The organism is Paeniroseomonas aquatica (assembly GCF_030409335.1).
In the GTDB taxonomy this organism is placed as follows: domain Bacteria; phylum Pseudomonadota; class Alphaproteobacteria; order Acetobacterales; family Acetobacteraceae; genus Belnapia; species Belnapia aquatica.
In genome coordinates, this window is sequence record NZ_JAUFPN010000194.1 from 67268 (window position 1) to 91094 (window position 23827).

At 73.8% G+C, this 23827-nt stretch carries 18 protein-coding genes; 7 read left to right on the forward strand and 11 right to left on the reverse strand.

The genetic code is table 11. The features are described from left to right. Nucleotide 1: 1 nt before the first annotated feature. The gene (locus tag QWZ14_RS24375; protein WP_290319570.1) at nucleotides 2–709 is read left to right on the forward strand and encodes an acylneuraminate cytidylyltransferase family protein; all 708 of its coding nucleotides are present in this window, start codon (nucleotides 2–4) and stop codon (nucleotides 707–709) included. 128 nt (nucleotides 710–837) lie between these two features. On the opposite strand, the gene QWZ14_RS24380 is transcribed toward QWZ14_RS24375, so the two are convergent. Then, the gene (locus QWZ14_RS24380) at nucleotides 838–2001 is read right to left on the reverse strand and encodes a hypothetical protein (RefSeq protein WP_290319571.1); all 1164 of its coding nucleotides are present in this window, start codon (nucleotides 1999–2001) and stop codon (nucleotides 838–840) included. Nucleotides 2002–2397: 396 nt separating this feature from the next. Here QWZ14_RS24380 and QWZ14_RS24385 point away from each other — a divergent pair, with 396 nt between their 5' ends. Next, nucleotides 2398–3963, forward strand: coding sequence for a beta/alpha barrel domain-containing protein (locus QWZ14_RS24385; RefSeq protein ID WP_290319573.1), 1566 nt, complete (start codon nucleotides 2398–2400; stop codon nucleotides 3961–3963). A 36-nt stretch (nucleotides 3964–3999) separates the two neighbouring features. Here the strand turns inward: QWZ14_RS24385 and QWZ14_RS24390 are convergent, their stop codons facing one another. The 5 genes from QWZ14_RS24390 to QWZ14_RS24410 all read right to left on the reverse strand — a co-directional run bounded on the left by QWZ14_RS24390 (nucleotide 4000) and on the right by QWZ14_RS24410 (nucleotide 9362). After that, nucleotides 4000–4791, reverse strand: a complete 792-nt coding sequence (locus tag QWZ14_RS24390; RefSeq protein WP_290319574.1) for an SDR family NAD(P)-dependent oxidoreductase — start codon at nucleotides 4789–4791, stop codon at nucleotides 4000–4002. A gap of 109 nt (nucleotides 4792–4900) precedes the next feature. Then, nucleotides 4901–6049 carry a glycosyltransferase gene (locus QWZ14_RS24395; protein WP_290319575.1) on the reverse strand — a complete coding sequence of 383 codons (1149 nt, stop codon included), beginning with the start codon at nucleotides 6047–6049 and terminating at the stop codon, nucleotides 4901–4903. A 190-nt stretch (nucleotides 6050–6239) separates the two neighbouring features. Further along, on the reverse strand, nucleotides 6240–7316 hold the full coding sequence (locus QWZ14_RS24400) for an alpha/beta fold hydrolase (RefSeq protein ID WP_290319576.1): 1077 nt from the start codon (nucleotides 7314–7316) through the stop codon (nucleotides 6240–6242). 77 nt (nucleotides 7317–7393) lie between these two features. Next, a complete protein-coding gene (locus QWZ14_RS24405; protein ID WP_290319577.1) occupies nucleotides 7394–8068 on the reverse strand; it encodes a MarC family protein in 675 nt (224 codons plus the stop codon). A 22-nt stretch (nucleotides 8069–8090) separates the two neighbouring features. Further along, entirely contained in the window at nucleotides 8091–9362 is a 1272-nt protein-coding gene (locus QWZ14_RS24410) for an aminopeptidase (RefSeq protein ID WP_377751566.1), read from the reverse strand. A gap of 180 nt (nucleotides 9363–9542) precedes the next feature. On the opposite strand from QWZ14_RS24410, the gene QWZ14_RS24415 reads away from it, so the two are divergent. From QWZ14_RS24415 to QWZ14_RS24430, 4 genes are read left to right on the forward strand one after another with little or no spacing between them, the layout of a single operon-like run. Then, nucleotides 9543–10841, forward strand: a complete 1299-nt coding sequence (locus QWZ14_RS24415; protein ID WP_290319578.1) for an NtaA/DmoA family FMN-dependent monooxygenase — start codon at nucleotides 9543–9545, stop codon at nucleotides 10839–10841. Between the two features lie 60 nt (nucleotides 10842–10901). Beyond that, nucleotides 10902–11912 carry a DNA recombination protein RmuC gene (locus QWZ14_RS24420; RefSeq protein WP_290319579.1) on the forward strand — a complete coding sequence of 337 codons (1011 nt, stop codon included), beginning with the start codon at nucleotides 10902–10904 and terminating at the stop codon, nucleotides 11910–11912. A gap of 10 nt (nucleotides 11913–11922) precedes the next feature. Continuing rightward, nucleotides 11923–13167, forward strand: coding sequence for a NupC/NupG family nucleoside CNT transporter (locus QWZ14_RS24425; RefSeq protein ID WP_290319580.1), 1245 nt, complete (start codon nucleotides 11923–11925; stop codon nucleotides 13165–13167). Next, entirely contained in the window at nucleotides 13164–13889 is a 726-nt protein-coding gene (locus QWZ14_RS24430; protein WP_290319581.1) for an aspartate racemase/maleate isomerase family protein, read from the forward strand. The genes QWZ14_RS24425 and QWZ14_RS24430 overlap by 4 nt, the downstream gene beginning before the upstream one ends. Here the strand turns inward: QWZ14_RS24430 and glf are convergent. From glf to nth, 3 genes are all read right to left on the reverse strand, one after another. Then, nucleotides 13886–15058 carry a UDP-galactopyranose mutase gene (gene glf / locus QWZ14_RS24435; protein ID WP_290319582.1) on the reverse strand — a complete coding sequence of 391 codons (1173 nt, stop codon included), beginning with the start codon at nucleotides 15056–15058 and terminating at the stop codon, nucleotides 13886–13888. The genes QWZ14_RS24430 and glf overlap by 4 nt on opposite strands. After that, nucleotides 15051–16289 carry a glycosyltransferase gene (locus QWZ14_RS24440; protein ID WP_290319583.1) on the reverse strand — a complete coding sequence of 413 codons (1239 nt, stop codon included), beginning with the start codon at nucleotides 16287–16289 and terminating at the stop codon, nucleotides 15051–15053. The genes glf and QWZ14_RS24440 overlap by 8 nt, the downstream gene beginning before the upstream one ends. A 171-nt stretch (nucleotides 16290–16460) precedes the next feature. Further along, nucleotides 16461–17102, reverse strand: a complete 642-nt coding sequence (nth, locus tag QWZ14_RS24445) for an endonuclease III (RefSeq protein ID WP_290319590.1) — start codon at nucleotides 17100–17102, stop codon at nucleotides 16461–16463. Between the two features lie 120 nt (nucleotides 17103–17222). Between nth and QWZ14_RS24450 the strand changes: the two genes are divergently transcribed. Then, nucleotides 17223–17768, forward strand: a complete 546-nt coding sequence (locus QWZ14_RS24450; protein WP_290319584.1) for a DUF2244 domain-containing protein — start codon at nucleotides 17223–17225, stop codon at nucleotides 17766–17768. Nucleotides 17769–17791: 23 nt separating this feature from the next. Here the strand turns inward: QWZ14_RS24450 and QWZ14_RS24455 are convergent, their stop codons facing one another. After that, complete coding sequence (locus tag QWZ14_RS24455; protein ID WP_290319585.1) at nucleotides 17792–21580, reverse strand: cellulose biosynthesis protein BcsC; 3789 nt, start codon at nucleotides 21578–21580, stop codon at nucleotides 17792–17794. Next, a partial coding sequence (locus tag QWZ14_RS24460; protein ID WP_290319586.1) for a cellulose biosynthesis cyclic di-GMP-binding regulatory protein BcsB occupies nucleotides 21580–23827 on the reverse strand: 2248 nt, incomplete at its 5' end. The genes QWZ14_RS24460 and QWZ14_RS24455, both read right to left, overlap by 1 nt.

Below are 23827 nucleotides of genomic sequence, written 5' to 3' on the forward strand. Positions count from 1 at the left end.
GATGCCCGTCATTGCCTTCCTGCCGTGCCGCGCCGGCAGCCAGCGGGTCCCGCACAAGAATACCCGCCCCTTCGCCGACCGGCCGGACGGGCTGCTGGGCATCAAGCTGGAGCAGCTCCTCGGCTGTGCCGCGATCGACCAGGTCGTCCTGTCGACCAACGACGCGGCGGTCATCGAGATCGCGCAGCCCTGGCTCAGCGCCCATGGCGGGCGCCTGAGGCTCGACCGGCGCCCGGACCACCTCTGCGCCTCATCGACGCGGACCGACGATGTCATCACCTACGTGCCCGGCATCCTGCCGGAGGGCGACGTGCTCTGGACCCATGTGACCTCGCCGTTCTTCGGGGCGGCGGAGTACGGCCTGGCCATCGCGGCCTACCGGCAGGCGCTGGCCGCCGGCACGCACGACAGCCTGCTGGGCGTGACCGAGCTGAAGACCTTCATCTGGAGCGGCGAGGGCAGGCCGGTCAACTACGACCGGGCGCAGGAGAAATGGCCGCGGACCCAGACCCTGGCGCCGCTGTACGAGGTCAACAGCGCCATCTTCATCGCCGCCGTCGAGGTCTACAGGGCCTGCAGCGACCGGGTCGGCCGCCGCCCGCTGCTGCACTGCATTCCCAAGGACAAGACCGTCGACGTCGACTGGGAGGAGGATTTCGCGATCGCGGCCGAGCTGTGGCGGCTGCGGCAGGGCAGCGGGCACCGCTAGAGCGGTTTCCGTTCGCACTGGCTCACCGAGCCCGCTCTAGCCTGTTGTTGTGGCGAGCAAATACCTCCGGCCTGATGAGTCCATCAGATCGGAGTTTGCTCCAGCGCAGCCCCCGGCGCCGGGCCGCGTCAGCCGCCGATCCCGGGACCGAGCGGGCGGCCGGCGATGTCCTGGACCGCGGCCAGGAGCCGTGGCGACCGGCCGGCCCGGAGGATGGCCTGGAGCGGCGACTGGATCTGCCCGAGGTCGATGGAATCGGTCGCCTTCATCTGCGGCTCCGACTTCGGCTGCAGCAGGCCGAGCCGCCCCAGGGCCAGGAAGCAGCTGCGGGACGCCTTGCAGACGTTCAGCAGGTCGCCCAGCACCCAGACGTTGCGCATGACATTCTGCGCGCCGGCACAGATCGGGAAGGCCCTGACGCCGCGCTCGAGCGAGTCCCGGGCCTGCTCCAGCCCCCCCTCCGCCGCCAGCAGCAGGCCATGGATGAAGCAGGCATTCACCAGGTTGAGGGCGCTGACCGGCGAGATGGTGACGCGCTCCGTCTGCGACGCGGCGACGCCGAAGAACCGGGTCGCGTGGTCCAGCCGGTCCTGGCAGATCGAGAGCAGGCCGCAGACCGTGGCCAGGGACACGGTCCAGCGCACCAGCGTCCATTTGGGGCTGGCCGTCCGCGCCAGCAGCCCGGCGCCCTCATCGACCAGATCCAGCCCCTGGTCGCAGATCCAGCGCATCAGCTCGAGGTCATGCGCGTCGAAGCGGCGGAAGTCGCGCTCCAGCAGGCGATGCGCGGGAATGGTCAGGGCGGCCGCCCGCACCTCGAAATCCGCGAAGCGCCCGTAGGCCGAGATCGCCCCGAGCATCAGCAGCCTGGGGTCCTTGTAGCGGCGGTGGTGCAGCTGGATCCTGTCGAAGAACGCCTCAGGGCTCGGCAGGGTCAGCGCTTCCAGCAGCTCGCCGGACAGGCGGGTGACGGCACAGCGCAGAGGCGGCGCGTCGCCCTCGCTCGAGACGACGACGTCGAATGCCCGCTGGCGCCGGAGCTTCCACAGCGGCAGCCGCGTCGGGCCGAAGCGCAGCGGGGCATCCCGGGACTCCGGCGGCAGGCTGATCGCCATCACCGTCGTCGGGCCGAGACGCAGCCGGAGCCTGGCCCCCGCGAGCGCGGCGGGCAGCCTCGACAGCGTCACCAGGAATTCGGCGGCGTCGTCGTCCGGCAACAGCCTCGACGACAGGGTGAAAGCATCGGCCAGGGTCGCGTCCGCCGCCGGATCCGCCGTGATGCCTGGATACATCGGTCAGCTCCTCGTCCTTGTCTGCGGCCGCCGGGCGCCCGGGCCTTGTATGGTCGGGCCAGGACCGGCGCAACCATCCGGCCCGCCGTCGCCGGGGGCCGCGCATCGCCCCCGGCTGGCCGCGGCGGTGCCCGGCCGGGGCGCGACAATCTTCCGGCAAGACATGCGGCGCATGCTCGCGGAAATCCCCGATCCGGCGCCTGCCAGAAAGCCGTGCAGGCCGCGGCGGCTGGCAGCGCCGGCCGGCGACGCCCGGCCCGAAGGCCCTGACACCCCGGTCCCGACCGTAGGCCCCATGCCTTGTCTATGGTTGGATATTGCCCGGACAAAGCGCGTCATGGTAGATATTTCGCATAGTGCGTTCACCACCTTTCAGATCGCCCGCAGGAGATCCCCATGGTCCAGGTGCTCGATTGCACGTTGCGTGACGGCGGGTATTACACGAACTGGGACTTCGAGCCGGAAACGGTCCGGACCTATCTCAGCAGCATCGCCCGCCTGCCGATCACCTACATCGAGATCGGCTACGTGAACGATCCCGCCGAGGGCTATTTCGGCGAATACTATTTCCTGACGCCGGAGATGCTGACATCGGTGCGCGCCGTCCTGCGGCCCGACCAGAAGCTCGTCGTCATGATCGACGGCAAGAATTACCAGCCGGAGCGGCTCGCCACCCTGTTCGGCCCGATCGCCCATCTGGTGGACCTGGTGCGGATCACCGTGGCGCCGAATGCGCTCGGGCATGGCGTGGGCCTGGCCCGGGCGCTGAAGGACATCGGCCTCAAGGTCGGCTTCAACGTCATGTACCTCTCGACCTTCCAGAACGACCTTTCGCAGATCCGCACCGCCTTCGACGAGTCGGACAGCTACGTAAGCCTGGCCCTGGTCGACAGCTACGGCGGCTGCCTGCCCTCCAGCGTGTCGGCGCTGTTCCGCGAGCTGCGGGAAGCGCTGCCCAACAAGATCATCGGCTTCCACGGGCACGACAACATGTGCCTGGCCTTCGCCAATACCCTCGCCGCCATCGAGGGCGGCGCCGACGTGGTGGACGGCACCTTCACCGGCATGGGCCGCGGCGCCGGCAACCTGCGGACCGAGACCGCCCTCATCCACCTCGCCGGCCAGGGCGGCAACGAGCCGCTCGACTACCAGGCGCTGAGCAGCGCCGTGGCGCCCTTCGAGGCGCTGCGCCGGGTCCACGAATGGGGCACCAACCTGCCCTACATGCTGTCCGGCGCGAACAACCTGCCGCAGAAGGACGTCATGGATTGGATCTCGAAGAACCGCTACTCGGTTCACTCGATCATCCAGGCGCTGCAGCGGCAGAGCGGCGGCGACGTCGACCTGCAGCCCTACCCGGAACTGCGGCCCAACAGCTTCGCCGCGCCCTGCGTGCTGCTGATCGGCGGCGGCCCCTCGGTCACCCGGCACCTGGAGGCCATCAGCCGCTTCGTCGCCAGGACCCGGCCGCTGGTCGTCTTCTCCAGCACGCGCCACCTCGCCCATGCCCGCCGGATCGGCGGCACCCAGCTGCTGTGCCTGCCGGGGCACGACGCCTTCCGCGCCGGCACGCACGACCATCTCGGCGGCATCGCCGCCGTCGTCGTGCCGACGCCGCCGCGCGTCCCGGGCTGCCTGCCCGGCGACGTCGACCTCTCGGTCTTCCAGGCCCCGGCGCTGCGCATGGACCAGCCGGGGAAGATCGGCCCGGTGTCGGATACCGGCCCGCTCGGCCTGGCCCTCGGCGCGACCCAGGCGCTCGGCACCCAGACCTGCTACCTCGCCGGCTTCGACGGCTACGAGATGGCGAGCATCGCCGAGCAGGAGCTCTCGCGCGAGGTGGAGCTGGCCCTCAGCCTGTTCCGCGGCGCGAACCCCGGCGTGACCCTGCGCAGCCTGACGCCGACCCGCTACAGGCTCGACCCGATGTCGGTCTACAGCCTGGTCGCGGCGGTGGACTGAGCCCACCGCCCGACGGCGGCCTGCCCCTGCCGCCGGCTAATCCAGGCTGCCGGCCGAGATGCCGACCGGGGCCGCCGTCCGCCCGCCGTCGATCGCGTATTGCGCGCCGGTGATGTTGCCGGCGAGGTCGGAGCAGAGGAACAGCACGAGGTTCGCCACCTCCTCCGCGGTGCCGTAGCGGCGCAGCGGGATCGAGCCGGCGTAGCGGGCCTCGAGCCCCTCCGGGTTGTTCGGCGACACCTGCCGGGCGATGTCCTGCACCATGCGCGTGGCGATCGGTCCGGGGCAGATGGCATTGACCCGGACGCCGAGCGGCCCGACCTCGCCGGCGGCGACCTTCGTGAGGCCCATCACCGCATGCTTGGAGGCGACATAGGCCGGCATGCCCGCGGTGCCGATCATCCCGGCGATGGAGGCGGTGTTCACCACCGCGCCGCCGCGCTGGCGGATCATCACCGGCAGCACGTGGCGCAGGCCGAGGAAGACGCCCTTGACGTTGACGCCCATGACCGCGTCGAAGACCGCTTCGTCGTACTCCGCGGTCGGCGCGACCTTGCCCTCGATGCCGGCGTTGTTGTGGAAGCAGTCGATCCGGCCGAAGCTGTCGAGCGCCGCCTGCACATAGGCCTGCACATCGGCCGAGCGGGTCACGTCGGCGGCGCGGAAGATCGCCGCCCGGCCGATCTCGGCGGCGACCGCCGCGCCGGCCTCGGCATCGCGATCCACCACCACCACCTTCGCGCCCTGCCGGGCGAAGCCCAGCGAGACGGCGCGGCCGATGCCATTCGCGCCGCCCGTCACCACGGCGACCTTTCCGCTGAAGTCCATCCTGGCGTTCCTCCGTTGCGAACCCGTCTTGCGCGGGTCCCGCATGCTGGCCCCTCCACCCCGGGGATTCAACACGGGGGCGGCAGCCGGGGGCGCTAGGCCGGGGGCGCTAGGGCAGGACGCGCACCCGGTCCGGGCCATCCAGGGCATAGGAGACGTGCCGCCAGGACAGCCGCCGGCACGGCACCGCCTGCAGCAGGAGCACCAGCGTCACCAGGGTGCCGACCGGCGGGGTGAGCGCGACCAGCAGCTGGCGGAGCCGCTCGCGGCGCGGCTCCGGGGCGCCGATCAGCCGGCCCAGCCGGTCCTGCAGCCCCCAGCGCAGCAGCCGCAGCGCCAGCAGGCCGAGGACGAGCCCCTGCGCCAGGCCCGACCCGGCCGCCAGGCCCAGCAGCGCCACCCAGCCGGCCAGGTCCAGGCCGAAGACCAGCAGCGAGGCGTGGAACAGCAGCGGGCGATAGAGGTGCACGATCCGCATCTGCCGCCGCATGAAGGAGGCGACCCCGCCCTCGGGCGGAGTCGGCAGCAGCAGGATCCGGCGCGTCAGCACCCGCAGCCCCGCCCGGCGGGCCGCGGTCCCGATCGCCAGGTCGTCCGAGAGCACGCGGTCGAGGACCGCCGGCACGTCCAGCACCGCCAGCGCCCGGCGGGAGAAGGCGAGCGAGCCGCCCCAGGCGAAGGCGGAGGCCTGGAATTTCGGCAGCACGGCGAAGCCGCGGTCGAGCCAGGCGAGGTACTGCGCCAGGACGCCCGCCCCCGCGGTCAGGGGCCAGCGGTAGCCGGTGACCAGGTCCCAGCTGCCCTCCAGCGCCGGGCTCGCCAGCGTCGACAGCCACCACCGCTGCGGCAGGATGTCGGCATCGAGCATCACCGCGGCGGCGTCCTCCTCGTCCAGCTGCCGGAAGCCGGCGATCAGGTTGCTGCACTTGTGGCTGCGGGTCCTCGTATGCGCGGCGAAGGCCAGCTGCAGCGGGAAGGGCAGCAGGGCGGCCAGGGACAGGGCCTGGGCGGCGGCCGGATCGGCCGGGCCCTCGACCGCCACGATGAGCCGCCGTGGCCGCAGGGTCTGCGCCGCCAGCGCCCGGAACAGCGCCGCGAGCGCCGGCGTCGGGCCGGCCAGCGGCAGGATCAGCGTGACCCCGCCCTCGCAGCGGCGGGAGGCAGGCCGGACCCGGGCCGCATGCACCACCGCCGCGACCGCCGCGGTCAGCGACAGGGCGCAGCAGATCGTGGCGAGCAGCCAGGGCAGTGATGCCAAAGGTACCGTCAAACCCTCACCCGCCGGAACGCGCCGCGATCGGTACGATCCTGGACGAGTTCATGGAAACCGGGGCAGGCTACCCGGTTTCCATGCCGAGGCATCAGGAGTTAGTGGCGCGGCGGGCCGCCTGACCGCACCGCGTCGTTGCCGGCGCGGTCTTGGCCCGCCGGTCCGGCCGGGGTCGGCGCTAGAAGGCGCCCCTGGCGATCCAGGCCGCGCCCTCCTGCTCCGCCCCCGAAGGCAGGGCCGCCTGCGGCGCGCGGGTGAAGGCCAGGATGTCCTCCGCCACCACCGCCCGCTGCTGGTCGCGCAGCAGGATGTGCCATCCCTGCCGGTACAGCCCCACCCGGCCGCCGCCGCCGGCCGGCAGGCGGCGCAGGGTGGCGACCGTCGGCGCCTGCTCGGTGACGTTGTCCTTCGCCCCGTACAGGAACAGCGTCGGCGCCGCGCAGCACCGCGCCACCGCGGCCTTGGAGATCCCGTTCATCTCCAGCAGCCCGGCCACGACATCCACCCGGGTGTCCTTCACGGTGAGGGGGTCCTCGGCGAAGCGGTCCAGCGCGGCCTGGTTGTCGGTGGCGATCATGGCGGGCGAGGCCGAGGACACGCCGAGGCTGGGGAATTGCAGCAGGGCCAGGCGGAAGGACGCCGCCGTCACCGCATTCATCTCCTCGAGCCGCCACAGCCCCGGCGCGAGCAGGATCCAGCCGTCGACCAGCGACGCCTCCCCCGCCGCCTGCAGCCGCTCCGCCGCCAGCAGGGCGACATTCGCCCCCATGCTCTCGCCGAGCACGAAGAGCGGGACATCGGGCCGCTGCGCGCGGATCAGCCGGATGGCCGCCACCGCGTCGCTCGCCAGGGCCTCGGGGCCGGCCCAGATCCCCCGGTGCGGATTGCCCGCATGGCCGCGCTGGTCGTAGGCGAGGAGGCGCAGCCCGCCCGCGCGCAGCGGCGGGGCGCTTTCGGCGATGAAATTGGCGGCGTGGTCGTTCAGCCCGTGCAGCGCCAGCAGCTGCGCCCGGGGCGGGCCGTCCGGCTGCCATTCGTGCAGCGCCAGGCGAAGGCCGTCGGCCGTGCGGAGATGCCCCGCCCCGATCGCCGGCGTGGTGACCGGCGCACCGAGCCCCACGACCCGCGGGCTGCAGCCCGCCAGCAGCGCCATGCCGAGCAGCAGGCAGGCCAGGGGGGAGGCCAGGGGGGCGGCCATGGCGGTCCGCCGCCGCGCCACGATCAGCTTCGGAGTCCAGGGCGGTCCCAGGCGCATCGACACATCTTCCCTTCGGCGAGGCCGGCCCGCCCGGCGCGGCGGCCAAGGCCCGATCCCGGACTGCGCCGATTCCCTTACCGGTTCGCTGCCAGCAGGGACCCGAGCACGTCGGTCACGCCGCTCAGGGTGATCTGGGTGCCGACGCAGAGCATGAGGAAGGCGGCCAGCCGGGTGACGACGCGGGCGCGCGCCTCCCCCAGCAGCCCCGTCAGCCGGTCCGCCGAGGCATAGGCCAGCCAGACCGCCGCCGCCACGAGGATGGCGGCGGCCGAGATGCCGGCGAAGAAGGGCAGGATCGCCGTGATTCCCCCCGCAGGCCGGTTGGCCCCGAGGGCGATCGCCACCGATATGGTCCCGGGCCCGGTGGTGAAGGGCATGGTGAGCGGGAAGAAGGCGACATCCTCCTCGCCCTCGGCCCCCTCGGCCTGCTCCTGCTTGCGCGCCTCGATATGCTCCGGCGCCGAGAGCAGGCTCCAGGCCCGGGTCGCCACGACCAGCCCGCCGGCGATGCGGAGCGCCGCCAGGCTGACGCCGAAGAACTCAAGCAGGTAGGCGCCGAACCACAGCGAGCCCAGCATCACCAGCGCCGCGTAGCAGCCGATGCGGCGGGCCAGCGCCACCCGCGCCGCATGCGTCCGCTCCGCCGTCACCTGGCTGAAGATGAGCGAGGCGCCGATCGGGTTGACGATGGAGAAGAGCGCGGAGAAGGCCAGCACGAAGCTCTGCAGCGCCACCCCGGACCCGATCATCCGCGCGGCCCCGGGCGCGCCGCTACCGCACCCACTCGCCCCGGCGCATCAGCGGCTCGGCCTGGCCCGCCGCGTCCAGCCCGTCGACCTCGGTCTCGCCCGAGCCGATCATCCAGTCCACGTGGATCAGGCTGCGATTGGCGCCGCGTTCGGCCAGCTGGGCCGCCTCCAGCCCGGGATCGACGAAGCATTTCGAATAGGCCTGGCCGAGCGCGATGTGGCTGGCGGCATTCTCGTCGAACAGCGTGTTGTAGAACAGCAGCCCGCTCTGCGAGATCGGGTTGGAATGCGGCACCAGCGCCACCTCGCCCAGGCGGCGGGCGCCGTCGTCGGTGCCGATCATCCGCTCCAGCACCGGCTGGCCGGCGCTGGCCGCGGCCTCGGTGATCCGCCCCGCCTCGAACCGCACCCGGATGTCGCGGATCAGCGTGCCCTGGTAGGCCAGCGGCTTGCTGGCCGCGACCACGCCCTCGACCCGCAGGCAGTGGGGCGTGGTGAAGACCTCCTCGGTCGGGATGTTCGGGTTGCCGGTGATGCCGTTCTTCGCGGTCGAGAGCCCGCCCATCCAGGCATGGCCATCGGCCAGGCCGACCCGCAGGTCGGTGCCCGGGCCACGGAAGTGCAGCGCGGCGTAGCGCCGCTCGTTCAGCATCCGCCGCTTGGCCATCAGCCGGGCATTGTGCTGCGCCCAGGCCTCCACCGGGTCCGGTTCGTCGACCCGGGAGGCGGCGAAGATGGCGTCCCACAAGCGGGCCACCGCCGCCGCCTCGTCGAGGTCGGGGAACATGCAGCGGGCCCAGGCCGGCGTCGCATGGGCGACCAGGGTCCAGTTGATGGCGGTGGCGGTGATCAGCTCCAGCGCCGGCCGATAGGCCAGCGACCGCGCCCGGTTGGCCCGCGCCACCTTCGCCGGGTCCTGCCCGGCCAGCAGCGTGGGATCGTCGCCGACGATGGCCAGCCGGGCCGCGCCGTCGCGGAAGGCCTGCGCCATGCCGTCGTACAGCCAGGCGGGGGCGGCATCGAAGCTGGCCTCCGGGGCATGGCGGAAGCGCGCCAGCGTCGACTGGTCGTCGCCCAGGATGGTGGTGACCAGGCTGGCGCCGGCCCGGTAGGCCTGCTCGGTGATCAGCCGCGCCAGCGGCAGCGCCTCCACCGGTGCGGTCATCACCAGCTCCTGCCCCGGGGTCAGGCCGAGGCCCACGCGCACCGCCAGCTCGGCCAGCCGCCCGAGCCGCGCCGCATGCCGCAGCGAGGCGTCCGGGCCGGCGCCGTCATGCCCTGCAGTCGTCGCCACCACTTTCTCCCTGGATGCCATCAAAGTCGAAGATGGCGGCTCGCCCGGGCGGGAGCAAGCCGGGCCCGGCGGCCCGGCCCTCGACGGCCGGCGGCGCCCCGCCCACACTCCGGCCGCAGGACGCCGATCCGGGACGACGCCATCCGCCCGGGCAGGCACAGGGCCCGAAGGAGTAGTGCCATGCCCCGCCGGATGAACCTGGTCGCCTACCTGAAGACCGGCCCCACCGCCAACCATGCCGGCGGCTGGCGCCATCCCGGCGCCGACCTGCAGAACATCCTCGACCCCGCCCGCTACGAGCACATCGCCCGGGTGCTGGAAGCCGCCCGCTTCGACGGCTGCTTCTACGCCGACGCCTTCGGCATCGCGGACATCCACCGCGGCAGCTTCCGCCCCTATGTCGAGCTGGGCGGGCAGATCAGCTACCTCGACCCGATGCTGGTGCTGCCGCTGATGGCCCGCGTCACCCGCCACCTCGGCCTCGGCGCCACGCTCTCGACCACCTTCCACCCGCCCTACCTGCTGGCGCGGATGCTCTCGACGCTCGACCACCTCAGCGGCGGCCGCGCCTGCTGGAACGTCGTCACCTCCGCCACCGAATTCGAGGCGCGCAACTTCGGCATGACCCTGCCGCCCAAGGACCAGCGCTACGATCAGGCGGATGAGATGCTGGAGGCCTGCTGCGCCCTCTGGGAGGGATGGGAGCCCGATGCGCTGGTGCTGGATGCCGCGGCAGGCCGCTTCGCCGATCCCGACCGCATCCGCTACGCCGACTACGCCGGGCAATACGTCACCACCCGCGGCCCGCTGGCGATGCCGCGCAGCCCGCAGACCCGGCCGGTCTTCCTCCAGGCCGGCGCCTCCCCGCGCGGCCGCGCCTTCGCCGCGCGCTGGGCGGAGGCGGTCTTCTGCGCCTCGCACGGCCGGGCGGAGACACTGGCCTTCTATGCCGACATGAAGGCCCGCGTCGCCGCCGCCGGCCGCGCACCGGAGGAGTGCGCCATCCTGCCCGCGCTCTCGGTGGTGCTGGGCGAGACCGCGTCCATCGCCCGGGAGAAGGCCGCCCACCTGCAGTCCCTGATCAACCCGGAGCTGACGCTGGCCACCAATTCCACCATGCTCGGCGCCGACCTCAGCCAGCACCGCACGCCGGAGGCGCTCTCCGCCGCCCAGGGCCACCAGGGAATCCAGGGGACCGAGGACCGCGTGCTCCAGCTCATGAAGGCCGAGGGCATCAGCTTCGCCGAGGCCGCCAGCCGGCCGCGCGGCCTGGTCGTCGGCACCGCCGCCATGGTCGCCGATCATATGGAGGACCTGTTCCGCGCCGGCGGCTGCGACGGCTTCGTGCTCTCGCCGACCGTCTCGCCGCTGATGTTCGAGGAATTCGGCCGCCTGGTCGTGCCCGAGCTGCAACGCCGCGGCCTGTTCCGCCGCGAATACGCCGGCCGCACCCTGCGGGAGAACCTGCGGGCGCCCTGAGGCTCGCGGCCGGAGGCCCGGACATGCAAGGCTGCCCGCCTGCGACTCGGGGGATGCGGCGTGCCGGAGTGGATCTTGCCGGTTCTGGTGCCGGTGGCGGCCGCGCTGGCCGGCATGCTGGTGGTGCTGGCCTTCCGGCCTCGCGGCAACGACGGCGTGGCGCTGCTGGCCGACCGGATGGACGCGCTCTCCCAGCGGCTCGACGGCGCCGTGGCGGCGCAGAACGAGCGCCTCGCCCGGAGTCTCGCCGAGAGCGCCGACCGCACCCAGGACAGCGCCCGCCGCATCCATGAACGCCTGGCCGTCATCGATGCCGCCCGCGCGAATATCGAGGCGCTGGGCACCCAGGTGACGACGCTCTCGGGCATTCTCGGCAACAAGCAGTCGCGCGGCGCCTTCGGCGAGGTGCAACTGCGGGACATGCTGGCGGACCGGCTGCCGGCGGATGGCTGGGCCTGGCAGTACACCCTCGCCAGCGGGGTCCGCTGCGACGCGCTGATCCGCCTGCCCTTCCCGCCCGGGCCGATCGCCATCGACAGCAAATTCCCGCTCGAGGCCTGGCAGGCGCTGCGCGCCGCGCCGGACGACGCCGCCCGCGCCCTGGCCCAGCGCCGGCTGGCGACCGACATCCGCCGGCATGTCGACGACGTCGCGACAAAATACATCCGCCCCGGCGAGACCGCCGAGGGGGCGCTGATCTTCCTCCCCTCCGAAGCGCTGCACGCCGACCTGCATGCGGTGCATGGCGGGCTGGTGCAGGAGGCCGCGCGCCGCGGTGTCTACCTCGTCTCGCCCGGCACGCTCTGGGCGGTGCTGGGGGCGATGCGCGCCTTGATGCGCGACGTCCGGCTGCGGGCCGAGGCGCAGCACCTCCGCCTCGAGGTCTCGAGGCTGGCGGAGGAGACCGGCCGGCTGGACCGCCGCGTCGCCAACCTCAAGCGCCACTTCGCCGAGATGCAGCAGGACGTGCAGCAGATCGAGATCACCGCGCAGAAGATCACCGCCGCCGGGGCGCGGATCGAGGCGGTGGAGATGGACCCGCCCTCCCCGATGAAGGCCGCCGCCCAGTGACCGCCACGCCATGAGCCTGCTGCAACTCCAGGCCCTGGCCGGGCTGCCGCTGCTGTGTTTGCTGGCCTGGGCCTGCGGCGGCTTCCGCCGGGGCGTCCGTGCCCGGGTGGTGGTCGCCGGTCTCGGCGGGCAGCTGCTGATCGCCGCGGCGCTGCTGCATGTCCCGCCGCTGCGGGCCGGCTTCGCCCTGGTGGGGAATGCGGTCAATGCCCTGGCCACCGCCACCCGCGCCGGCACCACCCTGGTCTTCGGCTACCTCGGCGGCGGCCCGCTGCCCTATGCCGAGCTCACCCCGGGCGGCAGCTTCATCCTGTTCTTCCAGGCGCTGCCGCTGGTGCTGCTGGTCGGGGCGCTCTCGGCCGTGCTGTACCACTGGCGGGTGATGCCGCTGGTGGTGGATGTGCTGGCCCGTGGCCTGCGCCGGCTGTTCGGCCTTTCCGGCGCCTGCAACCTCTCGGTCGCCGCCAATGTCTTCGTCGGCATGGTGGAGGCGCCGCTGCTGATCCGCCCCTGGCTGGCGACGCTGACCCGGGCCGAGCTGTTCGTCGCGATGGTGGCCGGGCTGGCGACCATCAGCGGCAACATGCTGGTGGTCTATGCCACGATGATCGCCCCGGTGGTCCCCGATGCCGCCGGCCAATTGCTCACCGCCAGCCTGGTCTCGGCCCCCGGTGCCATCCTCGCCGCCCTGCTGATGCGGCCCGAGCGGGAGACGCCGCAGGACACGCCGGCGGTCGAAGCCCCACGCATCTACGACAGCACCATGGACGCCATCGTCCGCGGCACCGCCGACGGGCTGCAGCTGCTGTTCGGCATCATGGCGGCGCTGGTGGTCTTCGTCGCGCTGGTGGCGCTGCTGAACGGCATGCTGGAGCCGCTGGGCGGCCTGACCCTGCAGCAGGTGGTCGGCTGGGTCTTCTGGCCGCTGGCCTTCGCCATGGGCGTCCCCGTCGAGGACTGCGCGACGGTCGCCCGGAGCCTCGGCGTGAAGGTCGTGGTGAACGAGTTCGTCAGCTACCTGCAGCTGGCGGCCAGCGGCGGCGCCGGGCTGGCGGAGCGGTCCCGCATCATCCTCACCTATGCGCTCTGCGGCTTCACCAATTTCGCCTCGGTCGGGATCATGGTGACCGGCATGGCGGCGATGTGCCCGGAGCGCCGGGCCGAGATCATCCGCCTCGGCCTGCCGAGCCTGGTCGCCGCCAGCATCGCCTGCTGCATGGCCGGCGCCACGGTCGGGGTGCTGACCGTGCCATGACAGCGCCATCGAAGCCCCGCCGCGTCATCGGCACCATCCTGCCCTCCTCGAACCGCACCGTGGAGCGTGCCCTGGCGGCGATCATGCCGGCCTTCCCGCAGGTCGATTCCTGCGTCGCCCGCATCCCCTACTGGGGCCAGGGCCTCGGCCAGCCGGCCGACGGCTACGACCTGCCGAGCTACCGCGAGGCGGCGCGGCTGCTCGGCCATGCCGGCGCCGAGGTGGTCTGCTGGAACGGCTCGAAGGGCGCCGCGCTCGGGCTGGCGACCGACAGGGCCCTCGCCGCGGTCATGGCGGAAGCCGCGGGTTGCCCCGCCACGACGACGGCGCTGGCAACCGCGACCCTGCTGGCCCGCCTCGGCATCCGCCGCATCGGCATCCTGGCCCAGGGCAGCGCCGCGGATGCGGCGGCGCATGGCCGCGGCTTCGCGGTGGAGACGATCGCGACCCGCGGGCTCGGCATCGGCGACAACCGCGCGGCCGGCGCGGTGCCGCCCGGGCGGCTCGCAGCGCTGGTCCGGATCCTCGCGCCCGGCGCCGAGGCCGTGCTGATCTGGAGCACCAACCTGCCGGGCTGGCTTGCCGTGCCGGCGATGGAAGCCGAGCTGGGCATCCCCGTGCTCGATTCCGCCTCGGTCGGCGTCTGGGCCTGCCTGGCGGGGCTGGGCCTGGACCCTGGCCCGGCCGCCGCCTGCGGCCGCATCTTCACCGTGGCGGGCTAGTCCCCCGCGGCGGCGCGGCGCAGCGCCTCGGCGTCGTCGTTCGCCGCTTCCGGCGGTAGGCTGGCGTCGATCTTCGTGAAGGTCGCCAGCGCCTGCCCGACGATCTGGTCCATGTTGTAGTAGCGGTAGGTCGCCAGCCGGCCGACGAACCAGACATCCTGCGCCGCATCGGCCAGGGCCTCGTAGCGCTTGTACAGCGCCTGGTTCTCCGGCCGGGGGATCGGGTAGTAGGGATCGCCCTCGGCGCTCGGGAATTCCGCGGTGATGCTGGTCTTCGGATGGACCTGCCCGGTCAGGTGCTTGTACTCGCTGATGCGGGTATAGGGCACCTCCTCGGCGGGGTAGTTCACCGTCCCGACCGGCTGGTACTCGGCCTGGTCCAGTATGCTGTGCTCGAAGCGGAGCGAGCGGTAGGGCAGCTTGCCGTAGCGGAAGCCGAAATACTCGTCGACCGGCCCGGTCCAAATCACCCGCTTGTGCGGGATGCTGTCGCGCACCTCGGCATAGTCCACGCCGGTGCGGATGGTGATGTTCGGATGCGACAGCATCTTCTCGAACATCTTGGTATAGCCATCGGCCGGCATTGCCTGGAAGGTATCGGTGAAGTAGCGGTCGTCGGTATTCGTCCGGGTCGGCACCCGCGCCGTCACCGACTTGTCCAGCTCGGACGGGTCGAGCGCCCATTGCTTGCGGGTATAGCCGCGGAAGAACTTCTCGTAGAGCTCGCGCCCGACCTTGGAGACGACGACATCCTCCGAGGTCCGGATCGTCGGCACCTGCTCCGCCCGCGCGGCCAGCCAGCCCTCGACCTCGTCCTGGTCCAGCGACAGGTCATACAGCCGGTTGATGGTGTCGAGGTTGATCGGCATCGGCACCCGCACCGTCTCATCGGTGCCGGGCTTGGTGACCTCGGCGAGCACGCGGTGCTCGTAGGGCCGCCAGCCGGTGAAGCGCGAGAGGTGGTCGAAGACCTGCTTCGAATTGGTGTGGAAGATGTGCGGGCCGTAGCGGTGGATCAGCAGCCCGGCCTCGTCCAGGTGATCATAGGCATTGCCGCCGATATGCGGCCGCCGGTCGATGACCAGCACCTTCTCGCCCCGCACGCTCGCCAGCCGTTCGGCCAGTACGCTGCCGGCGAAGCCGGCGCCAACGATAAGCCAGTCAAACATGGCCCGCCCTCCGCATCGTGGTGGTATCCGCGCCGGATTTCTGGCGCGTCGCGGCCCGCAGCGCGGCCTCGATCTGGCCGTCCATCTCGGCCCAGGTCTGGTCCCAGGAGATCTGCGCCAGCCGGCGATCGACCTGCTTCAGCCAGGGCGCGCCGGCCTGCTCCAGCACCCGCTGCAGGGCGGCGGCGAAGGCCACCGGCTCGGCCGCGATCTCGACCAGCCCAGGTCCGCCGTCGGCCTTCGGCCCCCAGTCGCGCACCACGTCGGTGATCGCCGTGGAAACCACCGGCAGGCCGGCCGCCAGGAATTCAGGCGTCTTGGTCGGGCTGATGAACTTGGTGCTCTCGTTCAGCGCGAAGGGCATGAAGCCGGCGTTCCAGCCCGCGAGGTAGCGCGGCAGCTCCGGGTAGCTGCGCCCGCCCAGCCAGTGGACGTTCGGCAGCCGCGGCAGGTCCGCGGGATCGATCTTCACCACCGGGCCGATCATCACGAAGGACCAGTCCGGCCGGGCGGCGGCCAGGGCGCCGACCAGCCCGGCATCCATCCGCTCGTCGATCACCCCGAAGAAGCCGATGCGCGGATGCGGGATGCCCGCCTGGTCCGCCGGGTCGTCGGCGCCCTGGCGGGCGGCGGCGAAATGCGAGGTATCGATCGAGGAGGGGAAGCAGGACACCCGCGGATGGCGGTTCCGCTTGGCCTCGTACAGGCTGCGGCCGCCGGTGAAGACCAGGTCGGCGCGGGAGATCAGCTCCTGCTCCAGGGTCAGCATCCGCGGCGGCGCGCCGCGGAAGGCCGAGAGCTCGTCCATGCAGTCGTAGACGGTCACCGCCGGCGCCAGGTGCCCGGCGAATTCCAGCGCCATCGGCGTATAGAACCAGGCGATCAGCGAGGCCGCGGCCGACTCGGCCAGCAACTCGTCCAGCAGCTGCCGCTGCGCCGCGACCGCCGCCCCGGCGGGCATGCCCTCGGGCAGCAGGGGCACGGCGACCGTCACCCCTTCCGGCGTCTGCCGCCGGTCCAGCCGCGGGGCGATGCCGGGATGGAAGATCGGCTCCTCGAAGAAGACCACGGCATAGGTTCGCGCCGCCCGCGTCAGCAGGTGCTGCGGCCGCTGGAAGACGAAGTCCCAGCGCAGGTGGGACAGGCAGAGCAGCATCGACGGGAGCGGGCGCGCGACTGCCTGGCCTGGGACCAAGCTGGCAGCGGCGGTGCCCGGGAGGGCATCGGACATACGGGGTCCCTTCAACTGCGGTCGCCGTGGAGCCGCCTGCGAGGATCGCCGGCGGACGAGCCGGGCGGGGGACCGCCGGAACGGCGGGCCGGTGCCTTCGGATCGATTGCGCCAGGATAACGCGGCCCTGCCTCCGGCAGTTCCCGGAGCCGGGTCGGGAACCGAATGATGTCAGCCCGGGGCCGGGACCTTATCGCCGTAGTTGCAGTGGCTTGCCGCCGGGCAGCGCCAGCATTCCGGCTGGCGCGCCTTGCAGACGTAGCGCCCGTGCAGGATCAGCCAGTGGTGCGCGTCCCGCAGCAGCTCCGGCGGGCAGCGCTTCACCAGCCCGTCCTCCACCTCCCGCGGGGTCTTGCCGGGTGCGAGGCCGGTGCGGTTGCCGAGCCGGAATATGTGCGTGTCCACCGCCATGGTGTTCTCGCCGAAGGCCACGTTCAGCACGACATTGGCGGTCTTGCGGCCGACGCCCGGCAGTGCCTCGAGCGCCGCCCGGTCGGACGGCACCACCCCGCCATGCTGCTCGACCAGGATCCGCGACAGCGCCGCGACATTCTTCGCCTTGCCCTGCCAGAGCCCGATCCGGCGGATGTAGGGGGCGATGCCCTCCGGCCCCAGCGCCGCCATCTCGGCCGGGCCGGGCGCCGCGGCGAAGAGGGCGGGGGTGCATTTGTTCACCGCCGCATCGGTGGTCTGGGCCGAGAGCACCACCGCGACCAGCAGGGTGAAGGGGGTGCCGTAGAGCAGCTCCGTCTCCGGCGTCGGGTTGTGCATGGCCAGCGCCCGCAGGAATTCGCCGGCCTGGGCAGCCGACATCCGCCGCGCCCGGCGGGAGGCCAGGGCGCTGCCGTGCAGGGGGGGCTTCGGTCTGGCGGGGGGGCGGGGCATCGGCGGCGATTCACCTGGGGGCGGCTGGACGGATGGCAGCGCCATCCCATGTCCTGCTGCAGCATGCCAGCCCAGCCCGACCCTGTCCTGTTCGAAGCCATCTGCACCCCGCCGCGCAGCCTCGATGCGCGCGGCATGCGCCTGGTCGCCGGCTTCGTGCTGGTCGCCTCGGCGGCGATCGGGCTGCTGTTCCTGGCGCTCGGCGCCTGGCCGGTGCTCGGCTTCACCGGGCTGGAAGCGGCGCTGGTGCTGGGCCTGCTGACGCTGCACCGGCGCTGGAGCCTGCGCTCGGTCGAGGTCCTGGTGCTCACCGAGGAGCGCCTGACCATCCGCCGCACCGACTTCCAGGGCCGCCGGGAGGAGCTGCGGATCGACCCCTACTGGGCGCAGCTGCGGCTGGAGGAACGCCCGGGCCGCGTCGCCCTGCTGGTGCTGCGCCAGCGCGGCCGGGCGGTCGAGATCGGCAAGCTGCTGGGCGACGAGCAGAAGCGCGACCTGGCCGGCGCCCTGGGCGAGGCGCTGCGGCGCTGGCGCGACCCGGTCTTTGACAACCCGCAGCTGCGGGGCGAAGGCGCGGCCCGGCACTTCCCCTAGCGCCGCGTGGCGGTGCCGGGGCCCTACTGGTCGAAGCGGTAGCGGGCGAAGAACAGCCCGCGCGCCTCGTTCCAATTCGCCGTCCGCTCGTAGCGCAGCAGGCCGCCGATGCGCAGGTTCGGCGTGACCGAATACTCGAGATCGCCGCGGATGCCGCCGGTGAGGCCGGTCTCCGACCGCGCCGGCTGGCTCGACCGGCCGGTCGGGTCGCCGCCGAGCGAGGCCTCGAGCTGCCCCTGCGCGGCGGGGTCGTGCGGGAAGTAGCGGGCGGCATCCTCGCGGTAGCTCTGGTAGCCGATGGTCCCGCCGAGCCGGTAGGAGAGGTTGCCGCTGCGGCCGCGCCAGTCGACCGGCAGGTTGAGCGCGACGTAGCTCCGCGGGCTGAAATAGCCGCCGTTGCCGAAGGTGAAGAGCCGCTGGTTGTTGTCGTAGCTGAGGTAGACGAGGTCGAGCCCGGCCTGCAGCTCGTCCTCCGGCTCCCGCCAGAAGGCATAGGTGAGGCCGGCGCCGGCCTCGATGCGGCTGTTGCGGGCGGTGTTCTCGCCGCTGAAGCCGTAGTAGCCGCCGCCGGCGTAGAGCCCCACCGGCCCGGCCGCGTATTCCAGCTGCGCCCGGCCACCGGTGCGGACCACGCCGCCCCAGCTGCGGCCCGACAGCGAATCCCGCTGGCCGGACCAGGAGAGCAGGCTGTCGGTCACCGCCCGCTGCTCGCCGGTCAGCCGCAGCCGCAGGGTACCGGAGAGCGCCGGCGTCAGCTCGATGCCGCCGAGCACATGCTGCTGGCGGAAGCCGACCGGGGTGGTGCCGACATCGGCGGCGAAGCCGCCGCGGGCATAGCCGAGGCCGAGGCCGACGCCGCTCGCCTCGGTCTGCCGCGGCGCCAGCCGCTCCCGGGTGGCGGCGGAGATGCCGGTCGTGCCCGCCGGCACCGCCAGGGCATTGCTGCCGAAGCTGCGCAGGCTCTCGGCCGTGGTGCCCTCCAGCTTGCCGCTCGAGAGGCTGACCGGCGTCACCGTCGCGGTGAAGCGCCCGCCGAGGCGGCCGGCCCCGACCGAGGCCTCCATCGGCGCCGAATATTCCTCCAGCCGGTCGAGGCCGGCGGTGCCGGTCCGGGTGCGGAAGCCCATGCCGCCCTGCAGCCGGGCCGTCGTCTCCTCCCGCACCGCCGCCAGTTCGCGCTGGATCTCGGCAGCGAGCGGATCGCTGCCCTGGGCGATCGGCCCGGCGGCGGCGGGCCCGGCCGTCCGGCGGAACGGGTTGGCCTCGACCGGGCCGGCCAGCCTCCCGGCGGCGGCCAGCCCGGCGCCCGGCTGCGCCCGGCGCGGCTGCGCCGCCGCCGCCTCCAGCGCCCGCAGCGCCCGGGCGCTGTTGCCCGAGGCCCGGGCCAGCCGGGCCTCCAGCAGCGCCACCCGCGGCTCGTGCGGATGCAGCGCCCGGGCCTCCACCAGCAGCGCCTCCGCCCGCTGCCAGTCGCGGCCGGCGATCGCCGCATCCACCGCGGCGACGCGGGCATCCAGGCTGCGCGGGTCGGCCTGCAGCACGCCTTCCGCCACCAGCGCGGCCTGCCGCGGCTGGCTGGCGCCCTGGTACAGCCGGGCCAGGGCCAGGTTGGCGCTCGGGTCCGCCGGGTCCCGCGCCAGCACCGGGGCCAGCGCGTCATAGGCGGCGGCCTGGTCGCCCTGCTCGTTCAGCCGGTCCGCGACCCGCACCGCGAGGCCGGACTGCAGCGCCACCGACTGCCGCCGCTCTTCGCCGGTCAGGTTGGGCAGGCCCTCCACCGAGCGGGCGAGCTGGACGGCCTCCGGCTCCGCCCCCGCGGCCAGCAGCGCCCCGGCGAGGCCGAGCCTGGCGGCCGGGGCCGCGCGGGGATTGGCCGCCATGGCGGTCCGCCCCGCCTCGGCGGCGCCCGCGGGGTCGTTCAGCTGGCCCAGCGCGCGCACCGCGAGCTGGCCGCCGGCCCCGCTCGGGTCGGACCGCCCGGCGATGCCGAACAGCGCCACCCGGGCCTCGGCCCGCCGGCCGCGGCGCCACAGGCCCATGGCCTGCTGCACCTCGGCCGCCACCCTGGTCCGGGCCAGCAGCCGGTTCATGTCGGCGTTGCGCAGCCGCACCGGGATGCGCTCCAGCAGCACGGCGGCCTCCTCCGGCCGGCTGTCCTCCTCCGCGAAGAGGGCGGCGGCGTGGAGCTGGTCCGGGCTGCCCGCGCCCGGGCCAGGCCCTTCCAGCGTCGCCCGGACTTCCGCGCCGCGGCCCTGGCGGGCCAGCAGCCGGGCGAGGTCGAGCCGGATCCAGGGGCTGGAAGGGTCGAGCTGCTGCGCCTGCCGCAGCAGGGCGATGGCGGCCGCCGGATCGGCGGCCCGCTGCGCCTCGCCGCGGACGGCGCTGGCCCGGCCGGCGCCGGCATCGCCGCCGGCCAGGGCGCTGCCGGCCTGGCGCTGCAGCGCCTCCGCCTCGGCGAAGCGGCCCTGCTGCTGCAGCACCTCGTACAGGCCGCTGGCCGCCGCGCCGAGGTTCGGCCGCCGGGCCAGCGCGGCGCGGTAGCGCGCCTCCGCCCCGGCCAAGTCGCCCCGCCGCAGCGCGAGGTCGCCGAGCAGCGCTTCGGCATCCGCCCGGTCGCCGCCCTCGCGGCTGGCGGCGCGGCGCAGGCGGGGCTCCGCCGCCTCCAGGTTGCCGGCCTGCAGCTGGCTCCGCGCCGCCGCGACCTCCGCCGCATAGGCGGCGCCATCCAGCGCCCGCTGCCATTGGCCGCGCCGGTCCGGCGCCAGCCGGATCGCGCGCTCGAGCAGGGTCCGCGCCTCGCCGAAGCGGCCCTCGCGCAGCCGCACCAGGCCGAGCCCGCCCGTCGCATCCGCGTCCTCCGGGTTGCGGCCGACCGCGGTCTCGAATTCCCGCTGCGCCTCGCGCAGCCGCCCGGCGTTCAGCTGCTCGAAGCCCCGGATGCGGGACAGGCCGCCCTCGTCGGGCGCCCCGGCGGGCGGGTTCTGCGCCTCGGCCAGCTTCGCCGCGACCTGCTGGTCGTTCGGGAAGCGCTGCAGGAAGGCCTGCAGCTCCGGCTCCAGGGCGCGGTTCGGCCCCTGCCAGAGCAGCGCCTGCCGCCAGGCGGCGGCGGCCGCGGCGGCCACCTCGGGGTTGGCGGCGAGCTGGCGCAGCCGGCCGATGCCCTCGCCGCGGGTGGCGTCCCGGTAGGTCAGCACCTGGGCATGGGCGAGCTGCAGCCGGGTATCGGCCGGGGCGCGCTGGCTCAGCCGGGCGAGGCCGTCGCGCCCCTCCGCATAGCCCTGCTCGGTGCCGGCCAGGGTGGCGTAGTATTCCTGCGCATAGGCATCGGGGGGCGCGGCGCCGCGGAACAGCTCCCGGTAGCGCTGCGCCGCCTCGGCCGCGCGGCCGGCCTGGCCGAGCCGGCGGGCCTCGGCCAGCGCGCCCTGGTCCACCGTCGCGGCGCGCACGGTGATGTCGGTCTCGCTCAGCCGCGGGTCGCCCGGCGCCACCTGCCGCAGGCGGGCGAGGTAGCCCTCCGCCGCCGGCCGGTTGCCGAGCTGCGCCTGCGACTGCGCCGCCCCCGCCAGCGCGTCGACGTTGCGGGGATCGACGGCCAGCACCCGCTCCAGCGTCCGCAGCGCCAGCTCCGGCCGGTTCTGCAGGCGCCAGTAATTGGCCTGGTCGATCAGGGTGGCGACCGCCGCCTCCTGGCCGCTGGCCGGAGGGGGCGGGGCCGGCTGGGCCTGCCCGGCCGGCGGCAGGGCGGCCCCGAGGGCCGCCCCCATGGCCGCGCGCCCCAGCGCGGCGGCGATCAGGCGTGCGCGGCGTGCCATCACTGGGTCCTCACCCGCAGGCGTTGCACGGCCCGCCGTCGCAGCGTCCAGTACAGCGGCGCGGCCAGGAGGATGACGGCCAGGGCCAGGGTCCCGAGCAGCGCCGCCGGGCTGGAGGACAGGTAGAGCTGCGGCCAGAGCCAGGGCGGCAGGCTGCCGGTCGTGTAGCTGTCGCCGAGGGTGAAGGCCTGGATCCGGCCGCCGCTCAGCAGCGCGAGGTCGCCCTGGATGCGCGGCTGCTGCTCGGCGTCGCCCAGCGCCTGCACCATCTCCTCGAGCCCGGCCGGGGTGGCGCCGGTCAGCACCAGCACCGACCGGCCGGCGCGCAGCGGCGATTCGAAGCCGAAGATCGCCCCCAGGCCCTCCCCCGGCGCGGCCAGCTGGGCGGAGGCGCGCTCGGCCTCGCCGCTGCGGCCGCGGCGGTCAAACAGCTGGCGGAACCGGCCGAGCGCGTCCGGCAGCGCCACGCTGAGCCGGTTGCCCTCGAGCTGCAGCGGCGCGTTCTGCAGCAGCTGCGGCAGGGCCGGGTTGCGGCCCAGCGCGCCGATGACGATCAGCTCCTTCTCCGCCGCCTGTTGCAGCCCCTGCGGCCGGATCACCTGCAGCCCGGTCGCGGGATAGCCGACCAGCGCCGACATCCGGCCGACTAGACCGAGGAAGGCCGACAATTCGCCGGCGCTCGGCCGGTCCGGCAGCACCGCCGCGGTGGTCGAGAGGTCGGCCAGCCGGGTGAAGGGGAAGCCCGAGCCGGCGAAATGGGCCAGGTTCGGCAGGGTGGCGAAGCGATGCGCCGAGGACAGGTCGATGGTGCTGTCGGGGTCGATGCTGGCGCGGATGTCGCCCGGCACCGCGGCGCATTCGCCGCGCGACAGCGGCCGCATGTCGAAGCGCAGCTGCAGCTCGTTCTGGCCGAAGACGATCCAGGGCGGGATGCCGGCACGGCCCTCCGACCGGTCGGCGCCGCCGAAGAGGCGGCCGGCCAGCGACAGCGGCCAGGCCGGATCCGCCCGCCGCAGCGGGAAGCTGCGGAGGTAGAGGTCGTTGACCGTGGCGTCGAGGCGCGAGACCGCGACGTCGGCGATCGGCCCCGGCGGCGCGCGGAACCGGATCTCCGCCTCCAGCGGCCGGTTGCGCCAGGTGAGGAGGTCCGGCGCGGTGCGGAAGGGGACGGAGATCGGCCCGGGCGCATAGCCGTAGACCTGCAGCTCGGAGGGATCGACCAGCTCGCCCAGCTTCACCGGCCGGTCGCTGCGGATCCAGCGCGGCGCGTCGTAGGGCTGCCGGGCCGGCACGTCCGGCGGCTGCACCAGGGCGATCTCGCCGGCCAGCGCCTCCCGCCCCACCGCCACGGCGGTGGCGGCGGCGACGGCCTCCGCCCCGGTGCGGCCGCCGAGCACCAGCAGCAGGCCGGAGGGGTCGCCGGGGTTGGGCAGCAGGGCGACGGTCGGGCCCTCGAAGCGCGGCAGGCTCAGCCCGGGGATGCCGTCCGGGCCGATGGCGACGACGACGGCATGGCCGCGCGGCGGCGGCGCGGCCGAGACCGGGAAGCTCGCCCCGCGGTAGTCCGCCTGCACCGCGAACCAGGAGGCGGCGATGGCCGCCGCCCGCAGCGCGTCGTTGCCGGCGGCCTCCGGCAGCACGACCGGCAGGGTCAGCGGGTCGCGCAGCAGGCGCGGGTCGAAGAAGGGCTCCGGCAGCCGCGCCAGGTCGCGGGCCAGCGGCAGCTTCTCCAGCACCAGGCTCAGCGTCGAGGTATCCGAGATCACCGACCAGAGCAGGCCCGAGAGCGGGTCGTTGCACTCCACCGCGTAGCGGCCGGAGAAGCGGAAGTTCATCCGGTTGTTGTCGGCGAAGAAGACCGGGTTCACCGGGAATTCCAGCGGCCCGAAGGCGGGCCGGTTCCGCTCCGGCTGGATGGCGCCGACGAACTGCTCGTTCAGCGTGACCGCGATCTGGCTCAGCTCGGGGATCAGCGCCGGCGAGGTCGCCCCCTGCAGCACCAGCCGCGCCTCGGTCACCACCTCGTCGCCGCGCACGCCGAAGAGCACGCCCTGCAGGTCCGAGACGCCGCGCAGCTGCATCGGCGCGCGCAGCCCGAGCTGGCGCAGGCTGTAGGACACCCGCCGGGTGCCGGCGGCCGGGTCGGATCCGGCCGGGGCGGCGATGCCCGGCATGACCTGCGGTGCCGCGGCGGGCGCCACCGCCGGCACCGGCGCGGGCAGGCCCCGCTGCGCCGCCGCCGGGCTC